This is a genomic window from Spongiactinospora rosea (genome assembly GCF_003315795.1).
Lineage (GTDB): Bacteria > Actinomycetota > Actinomycetes > Streptosporangiales > Streptosporangiaceae > Spongiactinospora > Spongiactinospora rosea.
In genome coordinates this window covers 582825-594371 of record NZ_QMEY01000002.1, presented here as the reverse complement: position 1 = coordinate 594371, position 11547 = coordinate 582825, and the positions used below count along the sequence as shown (strand labels likewise).

The following is an 11547-nucleotide window of genomic DNA, read 5'->3' as shown; positions in this document are numbered from 1 at the left end:
TGTGATGACAGGGAAGAGACCGCCGCGGCCGGATTGCACCTCCCAGACGAGGAACAGGTCGTCGCCTGGGGCGGTGGATCCGTAGATGTCCCCTTTGGGTGCTACGTACGGTCTATCATCGCTCACGGATCGCACTCCTCTGCGATCAAGGCCCCGTCCGTGCGTTGTGAGCGCTCGGGCGGGGCCGCTTTGATCGGCATTGACAGGGGAAAACCAGTCGATGCCAAGCGGTTGCGAGTAGCGTCTCCGGTGCGGAGAGTAGGGGCCAGGAGAACGCTGTCCGCTGGTGTCCGCAGGCAGTGGACACCGCTCGGCAAGGAGCGTGAGATGCGGCGGGAGACAGAGGAGACCTTCGGACAGGTGCTTCGGAGACTGCGGGGCGATCTCTCGCTACGCGCTGTCGCCGCGCGGGCCAACTGCGGCAAGAGCCATATTTGCGATCTTGAGCATGAACTGATCGATGCCGCTGCCAGAGCGCGCCCCGCCGAACGTTCGGGATCCGTTCTCTGGACGGAATTCGGCAGCCGGGAAAAGATCGGCCTTGAAGACGAGGAACGCCTCATAGCGGCTGCCAGAGAGCCGCGCAGATGCCTTGATGTCGCAGTGGTCGATTCGCTCGCGGCCGTTCTCGCCGCGCAACGCCGTGCGGAGGACTCGATTGGTTCTGGGCCTTTGGTCGAGCCCGTGAGTGCGCAGCTCGCGGTGATCGGAACCCTTTTGGCCGAAGCGCGAGGGCCGATACGTACGTCCGTCGTTGATATCGGTTCCCAATGGGCCCAGTTCGCTGGATGGCTCAACGCGAACGCCGGGCGTCTCTCCGACGCCAATCACTGGTACGGCATCGCTCTTGAGTGGGCGACCGAGGCCAACGATCACGACATGATCGGAACAGCGCTGAACATGAAGGGACATCTTGCCTGGATGTCCGGGAAGACAAGCCAGATGATCAGCCTGTCGGAAGCGGCGAGCCGACGGGGTGCGAGTCGTGGTGTGAGATCCCTTGCCCGGCAGCAGGCCGCCCGAGGATACGCGATCACCGGCGATTACGAGGAGACGGAGAGGCGTCTCGATCAGGCCGAAGTTCTGGCATGGGCCGCCGCAGATCATCCCGAGGATGAGCCGGATTGGATCTATTTCTTCGATCCCCACTTTTTGCAGATGCAGCGAGGATTGGCGTACAGCATTCTCGGGCGTCACACAGCGGCAATCGATCTGCTTTTGACAGGTCTCGCGGCCGTCCCTGGCGACATTCGGCGGTCGGAGTGGGTCGGATGGTACGTCTCCCGGCTGGCCACTGCGCATGCGAGGGAAGGCGACCCTGAGAGCGCCTGTCGTGTCAGCGCCGAAGCGGTCGAAATCGCCCGAGCGACCGATGCGGGCCGATTGCTCGCCGATCTGCGGCGATTGCATTCCCGTCTGGCCGGGCAATGGCTGGATCTGCCCGCTGTGATCGAACTGGGCGAACGCCTGCGGTAGTGGCCATCCCGTTGGAACGCGTCCCGCCAATCGGCCCTCCCTGATGCTCGGAGGCTTTCCGGTATCGGGCTTCGCCATTGTTCCTATGCGAGCCTCGGGTTGCGCCCTGCCGGGTGTGGCCAGTCCGTGGGGGACGGACGAGACTATGGCGTACGCGGCCATACCCAAGCCTCCCGCGTACGGGGATGTGCCTGGCCTGGCTCGCCGAGCGACCCGCCGTCGCGCCGTACCTGCTCAGTGGGAATTTCGGGCCGGGTGTGACCACGACCCGTACACGAGGAACACCGGCATCGGGCGAAGCGGGGCCGTGCCGTTCAGGCTCCCGTTGGCGTCGGAGGCGGGGCAGGCGTGCGCGGTCAGCCGGTTGTCGTTCGGACGCCCTCGATGGCGAGGTGGAGCAGGCGGGCGGCCTCGTCGGCCGCGTTGGGGCTGCTCTCGGTGGCCAGTGATATCGCGTTGACCAGGGTCAGCAGGTCGATGATCGACACGTCGGGGCGTACCGCTTCGGCGTCGGCGGCCCGGAGCAGGAGTTCGCCGCCCGCGTCGACCAGCATCGCCTCGCAGGTGCTGTCCGGTGGCGGGTCCGCTTCACGGCCGCCGCCGAGCAGGGAGCGGGCCAGGCCGCGCGTGGTCGCCCCGTAGACCGCGACCGCCTGCAGCCACTCCGTGAGCGCGTCCCCCGCGTCCGGTCTCTCGCGCATCTTTCGTGCCTGGGCGCACAGCACCTCGACCCGGTCGTGGAACACCGCTTCGAGCAGGGACTGGCGGGAGGGGAAATGCCGGTGCAGGGTCGCGGAGCCGACGCCCGCGCGGCGGGCGATCTCCTCCAGTGACGCGTCCGCGCCGTGGTGGGCGATCTCGGCCTCGGCCGCGGCCACGATCCGGTCGTAGTTGCGCCGTGCGTCTGCCCGCCTGGGCCGTTCCGATGCCACGCAGAGCCCCTTTCGCGATATGGGGTGGCACCCCGCTTTCGTTTGCCAACCGGGGTGCCACCCCATATCGTACTTCCATGGAAACGGGGACCCACCCCACTTTGGAGCGAGGAGACATCATGACGGTTGCCCTGGCCTCAGGTGCCAGCACGGGCTTCGGCCGTTTGACCGTGGAAGCACTGGCACGGCGGGGCCATCAGGTCTTCGCCGGGCTCCGCGACATCGGCGGGCGCAACGAGAAGGCCGCTGCCGAGCTGGCCGCGATCGCCGCGGCCGAGGCGATCGATCTGCGGGTCGTCGAGCTGGACGTGACCGACCAGGCGTCGGCCGACCGCGCGGTCGCCGCCGTGATCGACGCGGCCGGCCGGATCGACGCGGTGGTGAACAACGCGGGCATGATCTTTCCCGGGCCGGTGGAGGCGTTCACCGCAGAGGAGGCGCAGCGCCAGTTCGACGTGAACGTCTTCGGCGCGCTGCGGGTGAGCCGGGCCGCGCTGCCATGGCTGCGCCGACAGGGCAGCGGCGTGCTGATCCAGGTCGGCTCGACGTCGAGCCGGGTCACGATCCCGTACTCCGGGCTGTACGCGGCGAGCAAGGCCGCGCTCGCCGGCCTGACCGAGGCGTGGCACCACGAACTGGCGCCCTTCGGCGTCGAGTCGGTGATCGTCGACGCGGCCCCGCATTCGACCAACATCGGCGTCAACGCCGTCATGCCGGCCGACGCGGCGCGGATGGGGGCTTACGCCGAGGGGTTCGGCGGCTTCGTCGCCGCGCTTTCCGAACGGCAGACGCAGGCTCCGGCGGACCCTCGGGTGGTCTCCGACGCGATCGTCGCCCTGGTCGAGTCGCCCGCCGGTGAGCGCCCGCTGCGTACGGTCGTCGCGCCCGCCTCGCAGCGCGACGCGATCCGGTCGGTCAACACCGCCGCGACCGAAGCCGCCCGGGCCGTGAGCGCCGACATGGGAGTGGCCGCCTTTCTGGCGCTGTAGCGCGTACGGCGGGCTCGCCCGAGCAGTTCGTGGAGGAGCCCGGCGCAAAGGAGAGCGGGATGAGTGGAGTGGCTGCTTCGCGCGTCGTGCCGAAGGGCCCTGGAAGGCGACTTCTCCGGCGGGGGAGGGCGGGGGCCAGGCGAAGCGAAGGCCATCGGGCCGCCGCCGTACCGAGGCCGGTCGATCAGGGGTTGTTGGCGGGGCGGCCTGCTTGGGTATGCGGGCACTGCCCGGACTTCTTGCGGAACACGGTGGTTCCTTGGCCCGGCCGGTTCGTGTCGGCCTGTGATCGAGGCAAGGTCACTCTTGCCTCCCTGCCGTGCCGGTGGGTGGGGGCTAGCTGGTCATCGCGGCTCGTCCGGTCAGGTCCGCGCGGAGGGTGGCCAGTTTCTCGTGGTAGCGCTCGATGTTGCCCAGCTTCACGTCCTCGTAGCCGCGGATCATGTCCGGCAGGCCGGCGATCTCCACGGCGGCGTCGAAGGTCCGCTCGTCGAGGTGCCGGGTGAGCGCGTCGATCAGGTCCAGGTACTCGCGGACCAGTTCGCGCTCGATGACCCGGACCTTCGCCCGGCCGAACGGGTCGAGCGCGGTGCCACGCAGGCGGCGCATCGCGTACAGCACCTGGAAGCCCGGCCGGAACCAGCCGCCCAGCTTGAGCTTGCGGGACAGGCCCATGCCGCGCAGCAGCGGCGGGTGCAGGTGCCAGGAGGCGCGGGCCTCGTCGCCGAACAGCTCGGTGACCTGGGCCGAGACCGTGGGGTCGAGGCAGAGCCTGGCGACCTCGTACTCGTCCTTGTAGGCCATCAGCTTGTGCAGGTTGCGCGCCACGGCCTCGGTGAGCGCCGTCGATCCGGGGAAGGCGGCGGTCTCGCGGCGGCGGACGTTCTCGACGGCGGCCAGGTAGCGGGCGGCGTAGGCCGCGTTCTGGTAGGCGGTCAGCTCGGCGACGCGGATGCGCAGCACGCGGTCGAGTCCGGGCGGCTCTTCCGCGGTGTCCTCGGTGGCGAACGCGGCCGGGTCCGCGACGTACCGCCGTCCGGCCCGGAACGCCCGCAGGTTCACCGCCACGGCCACCCCGTTGCCGGTGATGGCGTCCTCGATGGCGGCGGCGGGCAGCGGCAGCGCGCCCGACTGGAAGGCCACGCCGATCATCAGCAGGTTCGCGTACTGGTCGTCGCCGAAGAGGCGGGCGGACAGTTCCCGGGCGTCCAGCGCGTGGCCCGCGCGCACCTGGTCCATGACGGCGGCCGTGGTGTCCGGCACCGAGGGGAAGGTGGCGGCGGGGTCGCTGACCATGCGGCCGGTCGGCACGCGCGAGGTCGAGACCACCGCGAACGTCCGGTCCGGGGAGGTCACGGCCAGGTTGCCGGGGTCGGCCGCCACCAGCAGGTCGCAGCCCAGGTAGAGGTCGCACTCCCCGGCGGCCAGCTTGTTGGACCCGCCGCCCGGCCGTGCCCGGCGGAGGCGTACGTCGGAGACGACCGCGCCGCCCTTCTGCGCGAGGCCGGTCTGGTCCAGGGACCGTACGTCCCATCCGGCGATGAGCCCGGCCGTCGCCAGGATCTGGGAGGCGGTGACGACGCCCGTGCCGCCGATGCCGGTCAGCCGGACGCCGAACTCCGCGCCGGACACCACGCCCTCCGGGTCCGGCAGGTCGTTCACGTCGGTGGCCCCGGGCCGTCCCTTCGGCCGCGTACCGGCCGGGACCTGGACGGACATGAACGCCGGGCAGTCGCCGGAAAGGCAACTGTGGTCGAGGTTGCAGGAGCCCTGGTGGACGGCCGTCTTGCGGCCGAACTCGGTCTCCACCGGCTGGACCGACAGGCAGTTGGACTTACGGCCGCAGTCGCCGCAGCCCTCGCACACCCGCTCGTTGATGAAGATCCGGGTCTCCGGTTTGGGCGACTTGTCGCGCTTGCGCCTGCGCCGCTGCTCGGTCGCGCACTCCTGGTCGTGCAGCAGCACGGTCACGCCGGGGGTGGCGGCCAGCACCTCCTGCGCATGCGCGATCCGGGAGCGGTCCCAGACGGCGACGCCGCGCGGCAGCCGGACGCCCCGGTACCTGGCAGTGTCCTCGGTGGTCACGATCACCCTGGCCACGCCCTCGGCGAGCAGGATGTCCACGATCTGCGGCACGCCCATGCCGCCGACCGCCTGCTGACCGCCGGTCATCGCCACGGCCGAGTTGTAGAGCAGCTTGTAGGTGATGTTGACGCCCGCCGCGACCGCGGCCCGTACCGCCAGCGAGCCGGAGTGGTCGAACGTGCCGTCGCCGAGGTTCTGGACGTAGTGGTCGCGGCCGAGGAAGGGGGCCATGCCGATCCACTGGAGTCCTTCGCCGCCCATCTGGGACAGGCCGGTCACCGTGCCGACCTGGGCCTCGTCCATCAGCAGCACCATCGCGTGACAGCCGATGCCGCCGCCGACCAGGGAGCCTTCCAGCGGCTTGGTGGAGGTGTTGTGCGGGCAGCCGGAGCAGAAGTACGGCGTGCGGGCGACCAGCGGCAGCTCGATCCGGCGGGATGGAAGGTCCTTGGTGGCGATGCCGTGGGCGGTCAGGCGGCGGCGCAGCCTCGGGGTGATCGCGTCCACGTCCAGCTCGCCGTACGCCGGGATCAGCTCCGCGCCGCCGGGCTCGGTCTTGCCGGTGAGCACGGGCGCGGCGGCCGTGCCGTACAGGATGTCGCGGACGGCGCTTTCCAGGAACGACCGCTTCTCCTCGATGACCAGGATCTCTTCCAGGCCCTCGGCGAACTCGCGGACGATCGTGTCCTCCAGCGGGAACGGCATGCCGACCTTGAGCAGCCGCAGCGGCGACTCGGCCAGGTCCGATTCGGCGATGCCCAGCCGTTCCAGCGCGGAGAGCAGGCCGAGCCAGGTACGTCCGGCGGCGACGATGCCGAGCCGGTCGGCGCGGCCCCGGCCGGTGATCCGGTTCAGGCCGTTGAGCCGCGCGTACTCGCGCGCGATCCGCAGCCGGTTGGTGACCAGGTCGCGTTCCAGCGGGCCGAGCATGGGCTGGAGCAGGCGGGCGGTGGGGACGTGCTTCCCGGCGCCGTCGGGCAGCAGCGGGAGCGGCCGGTCGGCGGCCAGATCGACGGTGGAGGAGCCGTCGGCGACGGCGGTCACGATCTTCAGCCCGGTCCACAGGCCCGAGGCGCGGGACAGTTCGACGGCGTGCAGGCCGAGGTCCAGGACATCGCCGCTGTCGGCGGGGTAGAGGAAGGGCGTCGCCAGGTCGGCGAAGGCGAAGTCCGAGGAGCAGGGCACGCTGGAGGACTTGGCGCCGGGGTCGTCCCCGACCAGCAGCAGTACGCCGCCGTTCGGGTGCGCGCCCATCAGGTTGCCGTGCCGCAGCGCGTCCGTGGCGCGGTCCAGGCCGGGCGCCTTGCCGTACCAGATGCCGAGCACGCCGTCCCGGGTGCTGTCCTCGAACGTCCCGGCGAGCTGGCTGCCCTGCACCGCCGTGGCCGCGGACTCCTCGTTGAGCCCGGGGACGAACGTGACGTCGCTGGCGGTCAGGAGTTCGCGCATGCGGCCGAGTTCGAGGTCGTACCCGGCCAGCGGGGACCCCTCGTAGCCGGACACGAACGTGCCGACCCGCAGTCCCGCCGCGGTGTCGCGGCGGTGCTGGTCGATCGGCAGGCGCGCGAGCGCCTGGATGCCGGTCAGTTGGATCCGACCCGCTGTGGCGACATATCGGTCGCTGGAAATCGCCATTTCGGCCCGCTTTCGTATGCCGACTGTGCACCCATTTAGGGCATTCGGCGGCTGATGGCGCAAGAGTTAGCGGATAAGGTGGGCCAATGGCTCGATCTCCCCTTCATCCGTCCCGCCGCGACCGGGCAACTGGCCATGCCTGACGCCCTCGACGAGCTGGACCTGTCGATCTTGAACCTCGCCATCGACCGGCCCCGGGCCGGGGTGCGGGAGTACGCCCGCCTGCTCGGCGTGGCCAGGGGCACCGTGCAGGCCCGGCTGGACAAGATGGCCCGGATCGGGGTGATCGCCGATTACGCGCCGACGATCTCCCCGGCGGCGATGGGCTTCCCCGGGTTCGCGTACATGCGGCTGAACCTCTCCCAGGGCGTGCTCGACCAGGTCACCGAGCACCTGGCCGCCATCCCCGAGGTCATCGAGGCCGACTCGATCGCCGGAGACAGCGACCTGCTCTGCCAGGTGGTGTCCACCGGGCCGGAGAACCTGGAGGAGGTGATCCAGCGGATCCTGGCCGTCCCCGGCGTGATCCGCAGCCGTACCGAAACGGTCCTGCGCCGCCGTATCCCGCGCCGCATCAAGCCCCTGATCGAACGCGTCGCCCGCGATCTCGCCCGGCGGCGCTGACGATCGGCGGAGTTTCCCGGATCGGTCGGCCTGGAATGCCTACACCCTGCCGCGCGACCAGGGTTGTTCAAACGCTGGAAATGCGCGCGACAAAAAGCGGACACCGATATTGTCAGAACGGCCACGGCGGAACACACTCTGTGAACAGGAGACCCCGCACCCCCCACGTTTGGAGCCCTTCGTGGACCGATCCGCCACCGCAATCCGCAGGCGTGGATTATCGGCGATCCACCGCCTCGTGTCCGCCGCCGTCGCATTACTCGCCGTGCTATTCCTGGTGACCCCGCCCGCCACCGCCGTCGCCGTTCCATCGCCCAAGGAGTACGTCTCCTACCTGGACCTGGAGTGCTTCGCCACCGACCCCTACCAGCCGCCGGGGGCCCCGAAGGTCACCATCAGCCACCTCAACCCGGTGCTCGCCAAGCAGCCGAGCCAGACCGTCGCTCTCGGCCCGCGTGAGCAACTGTGCACCCCGGTCGCCAAGAACCAGGTCATCCCGCCGAAGAGCGTCCTCGAATTCATCAGCTTCACCGACCTGGCCTGCTACCGGACCATCGGCGCGGCGCTCAACACGTCGCTCGTGCTGAGCCAGCTCAACCCGGTGCTCGCCGACCTCGGCCGGCAGCAGGTGGCCGTGGGCGCGCTGCAACAGCTCTGCGTGCCGGTGCTGAAGAACGACACCGTGCCGCCCAGCAAGGAGGCGCTGGAGTTCATCTCGCACATCGACCTGGCCTGCTACGCGATCACCCCGAACACGCCGATGAACCGGGCGCTCAGCCTCACCCAGCTCAACCCGGTCGTGGCCCGCGCGATCCGCCCGCGTGACGTCCGCGTCACCGACGCCCGCCAGCTCTGCGTCCCCGTCCAGAAGAAGGGCGACGAGATCCCGGATGAGCTGCTGCGCGTCATCCAGTGGATCGACCTGGAGAAGTACGACCTGGCCTCCGGCACGGCCATCCAGAACCTGCCGCTCACCCTGCGGCACATCAACCCGGTCCTGCGCGGCCTCCCCGTCGAGCGCGCCACCCTCCTCGGCCGCAGCCAGCTCGCGGTCCCGGTGGCCAAGAACGGCAACTTCCCGCCCGGCTGAGTTTTATGGCCCGCGATAGAATAATCAATACCGGAACGCGCTGAATCAATAAGGCGAACGCCTCTGGCGTTCGCCTTTCAGTGCTTTTGCCGAGAATGGTGTGGGGTCAAGGGAGGCCGGGTGAATCCGGTGGGTGGGCCTTCGGAGGAGGTGCCGGCGGGGTTCGGGCTGGTGGGGGACGTCCGGGCGCTGGACGGGGGCAGGGGGAGAGCTTCCGGGTCGGGGATGCGGTGGTGAAGCGCGTGGGGACGGTGGAGGAGGCCGAGTACTGCGCCGGGGCGCTGGGGGGATTGCCCGCCTCGGATAAGTTTCGGGTTCCGCGGCCCTGTCGGGCGGTGGGCGGCGGCCATGTCGTGGCGGGGTGGGCGGCCTTCGAGTACGTGCCGGCAAAGAGGGGCCCGCTGGACAGTGGACGGCGCTGGTCGCCTCGGGCCGGCCTTCCACCGTGCCCAGGCAAAACGTGGAGGTTGTGGAAGAGGGACCAAGCGACAAGAAACTGACAACCGCCGCGACAAGAAAGTGTCAGTAGCGCTCTGTAGCCGCTTGGCCGGATTCTGGCAGTGCCGGTCATGACGCGCCGAGTGTCGCGCACAGCACGGGCCTCAGGAAACGCCGCGCCTGTGCCACTGGTGCCGGACCACCGTCGGTCCCGGTGACCCCGGCTCTGCCGGGGCCGGAACGCAAGCGGTCAGTCGCGTTGGCGACGCAGTTCTTCGTTGATGCGCAACGCCTCGGCAAGCTGGTCTTCCAAGATGATGATGCGGCAGGCCGCCTCCAGGGCGGTGCCGGCATCGACGAGTTCGCGGGCGCGGGCGGCCAGGCGGAGCTGGTAGCGGGAGAAGCGGCGGTGACCGCCTTCGGAGCGCAACGGCTCGATCAGTTTGGCGGCGCCGAGGCTGCGCAGGAACGCCGGGCTGACTCCGAGGATCTCCGCGGCCCGGCCCATGCTGTAGGCCGGGTAGTCCTCGTCGTCGAGCCGCTGCTCGGGGCTGCCGGAGACGGCGGCCGGTTTGTCGGCCCCTGGGCCGGTCCTGCCGCCGGCCGGCGTGTCGGATGCGCGGTGGTGTCGTTCTCCCCTGGGATGCGACACCTGGTGGGTTTGATCCATTCAACCTTCCCAAACGCGAACAGGGGCCCCGGCGCCTGGATGCGCCGGGGCCCGAATGAGGTTTAACACCATCGACCGGCCATCGGGCCGGTTCACTTCTTCCGCAGATGGCCGCCTGCTGAGGCGGGGTGCGGGGATCGCGTAAGCGTGACCGTAGACCACCGTCCTGTCCGTGGAGCTGCGGTACCCGTGCGGCGCTGACATCTGGCCGACCACGGGCGATCCTGATGGCGTTCAACACTCCCTTCCGGTTTCTTCCTGCGCCGACACCCCGACCGCTGGTGCCGGCTTCGTACAACGGCAGCGCGTCCACCGCCCCGACCCTCTTCCACTGCACTGGCCGCGGGCAGTCCGACCTTCTGCCTTCCTCGCTCTGTACTGCTGTGTTCTATCTTGCTGTCCACGTCCGTCCGGGCAGTTCATCGTGGTGCTCGTGCTGCGCTGCCCTCGTGGATCCGTCCCTTGCTCTGCTAGAAACGTTATCCCCATCCCGCGCGAATGTCTACCGCGACGACTACAGATTTTCTTCCGCGATCAGGGAAAGCATCTGCTCGCGCACCACATGATCGACGCAGCCGCGGGCAGAGCCTGGGGTGAGGTGATGGCGATGGGCGACCACGACCACGACCACGACCAGAGGCACGACCGTGATCAGGGGCGGAGGGATGGGCTGGCGATCACGGTGTGGCATTCGGCGGTGTGTCCGGTGATCGGCCTGCGGGGCGAGCTGGGGACCACGACGGCCGCCGAGTTCGCCCGCGAGATGGATCATGCGCTGGCACCCCGGCCCGCCGCCGTGGTGGTGGATCTGTCCCGGCTGGCGTTCTGCGACTTCGAGGGCATGGGCGCGCTGATCGGCGCGCACCGCAGGGCGCGGCGGCGCGGCGGCGAGCTGGTGCTGGCCGGGGCGCAGGGCCGATGCGCACGGCTGCTGCGCCGCACCGGTCTCGACCACGTCTTCCCCCAGCTTCACAGCCGGCCCCAGGGCACCGGCACGGGCAGAGACGGCCCGGGACGCCTGTCGCCGGTGACCCGCACGTGAACCCGGGCCAGGCCAAGGATCATGACAGGCACGGCCAGACGGCCGACGGCCGAATCTGAACGGCGACCGGAACCGGGTGCTGAGCACCTGTGACCGGATCGAAGCCCCACTCGAACTGAGTCCCTGCTCCACAACCTCCACGTTTTGCCTGGTGAAAGCCACTTCCGAGGCTTCGAATCGCAATCGGCCCCGATACGCGAGGTTCGGCGAACCGTCACCGTGACGCCGCTCAGAACCGCTCACGCCGAGATCGCAGTCCACTCATGGGCGGTCGCCGACCGCGTCGCGTGGGCGAACCCGCGCCGGTGGTCTCGGCCGATCGACTTCTCCCCGTACCGGCGGCCCGTCGGGTACGCCGACGCGATCATCGTCACCGACGGACTCCTGTACCACGACGCCACCCCGGCCGCGACGGACCTCAGATGCTGATCCGCGCGATCATCTTCCGGCCGATGGCCCTGGTCATCCTCAACGGCCCCGGCGGTACCGTCCACCTGGCGGAGCGGGCCGCCCCGAAGCATGGACGGGGCGGCCCGCTGGGATAGGTGCCGGACCGAGTGGGGTCC

Annotated in this window: 10 protein-coding genes; 7 read left to right on the top strand and 3 right to left on the bottom strand. The window is 69.8% G+C overall.

The window, feature by feature from the left end; genetic code table 11:
- Positions 1–327 precede the first annotated feature (327 nt).
- On the top strand, positions 328–1476 hold the full coding sequence (locus DP939_RS07800) for a hypothetical protein (protein ID WP_147267915.1): 1149 nt from the start codon (positions 328–330) through the stop codon (positions 1474–1476).
- A 356-nt stretch (positions 1477–1832) separates the two neighbouring features.
- Here the strand turns inward: DP939_RS07800 and DP939_RS07795 are convergent, their stop codons facing one another.
- Positions 1833–2408 (bottom strand): TetR/AcrR family transcriptional regulator, encoded by a 576-nt coding sequence (locus DP939_RS07795; RefSeq protein ID WP_225878098.1) that lies wholly within the window; start codon positions 2406–2408, stop codon positions 1833–1835.
- Positions 2409–2527: 119 nt separating this feature from the next.
- Here DP939_RS07795 and DP939_RS07790 point away from each other — a divergent pair, with 119 nt between their 5' ends.
- Positions 2528–3397, top strand: a complete 870-nt coding sequence (locus DP939_RS07790; RefSeq protein ID WP_158578499.1) for an SDR family NAD(P)-dependent oxidoreductase — start codon at positions 2528–2530, stop codon at positions 3395–3397.
- A 336-nt stretch (positions 3398–3733) separates the two neighbouring features.
- Here the strand turns inward: DP939_RS07790 and DP939_RS07785 are convergent, their stop codons facing one another.
- Entirely contained in the window at positions 3734–7117 is a 3384-nt protein-coding gene (locus tag DP939_RS07785) for an indolepyruvate ferredoxin oxidoreductase family protein (RefSeq protein WP_113979909.1), read from the bottom strand.
- 54 nt (positions 7118–7171) lie between these two features.
- Here DP939_RS07785 and DP939_RS07780 point away from each other — a divergent pair, with 54 nt between their 5' ends.
- Together DP939_RS07780 and DP939_RS07775 are read left to right on the top strand one after the other, a co-directional pair.
- Positions 7172–7741 (top strand): Lrp/AsnC family transcriptional regulator, encoded by a 570-nt coding sequence (locus tag DP939_RS07780; RefSeq protein WP_225878097.1) that lies wholly within the window; start codon positions 7172–7174, stop codon positions 7739–7741.
- 238 nt (positions 7742–7979) lie between these two features.
- On the top strand, positions 7980–8831 hold the full coding sequence (locus DP939_RS07775) for a hypothetical protein (protein WP_225878096.1): 852 nt from the start codon (positions 7980–7982) through the stop codon (positions 8829–8831).
- Between the two features lie 688 nt (positions 8832–9519).
- Here the strand turns inward: DP939_RS07775 and DP939_RS07770 are convergent.
- Complete coding sequence (locus DP939_RS07770) at positions 9520–9777, bottom strand: MerR family transcriptional regulator (protein ID WP_113980105.1); 258 nt, start codon at positions 9775–9777, stop codon at positions 9520–9522.
- A gap of 724 nt (positions 9778–10501) precedes the next feature.
- On the opposite strand from DP939_RS07770, the gene DP939_RS07765 reads away from it, so the two are divergent.
- The 3 genes from DP939_RS07765 to DP939_RS48625 all read left to right on the top strand — a co-directional run bounded on the left by DP939_RS07765 (position 10502) and on the right by DP939_RS48625 (position 11526).
- Complete coding sequence (locus DP939_RS07765) at positions 10502–10981, top strand: STAS domain-containing protein (RefSeq protein WP_113979908.1); 480 nt, start codon at positions 10502–10504, stop codon at positions 10979–10981.
- 219 nt (positions 10982–11200) lie between these two features.
- Entirely contained in the window at positions 11201–11410 is a 210-nt protein-coding gene (locus DP939_RS07760) for a hypothetical protein (protein ID WP_113979907.1), read from the top strand.
- Complete coding sequence (locus tag DP939_RS48625; RefSeq protein ID WP_263972304.1) at positions 11404–11526, top strand: hypothetical protein; 123 nt, start codon at positions 11404–11406, stop codon at positions 11524–11526. Before DP939_RS07760 ends, DP939_RS48625 begins: the two co-directional genes overlap by 7 nt.
- The last annotated feature ends 21 nt before the right edge of the window (positions 11527–11547 follow it).

Bases quoted from the DNA above. Each gene is read 5' to 3' on its own strand.
- DP939_RS07785 (WP_113979909.1), bottom strand. From the start codon at position 7,117: ATGGCGATTTCCAGCGACCGATATGTCGCCACAGCGGGTCGGATCCAA.
- DP939_RS07800 (WP_147267915.1), top strand. From the start codon at position 328: ATGCGGCGGGAGACAGAGGAGACCTTCGGACAGGTGCTTCGGAGACTG.
- DP939_RS07790 (WP_158578499.1), top strand. From the start codon at position 2,528: ATGACGGTTGCCCTGGCCTCAGGTGCCAGCACGGGCTTCGGCCGTTTG.
- DP939_RS48625 (WP_263972304.1), top strand. From the start codon at position 11,404: ATGCTGATCCGCGCGATCATCTTCCGGCCGATGGCCCTGGTCATCCTC.
- DP939_RS07780 (WP_225878097.1), top strand. From the start codon at position 7,172: ATGGCGCAAGAGTTAGCGGATAAGGTGGGCCAATGGCTCGATCTCCCC.
- DP939_RS07770 (WP_113980105.1), bottom strand. From the start codon at position 9,777: ATGGGCCGGGCCGCGGAGATCCTCGGAGTCAGCCCGGCGTTCCTGCGC.
- DP939_RS07765 (WP_113979908.1), top strand. From the start codon at position 10,502: ATGATCGACGCAGCCGCGGGCAGAGCCTGGGGTGAGGTGATGGCGATG.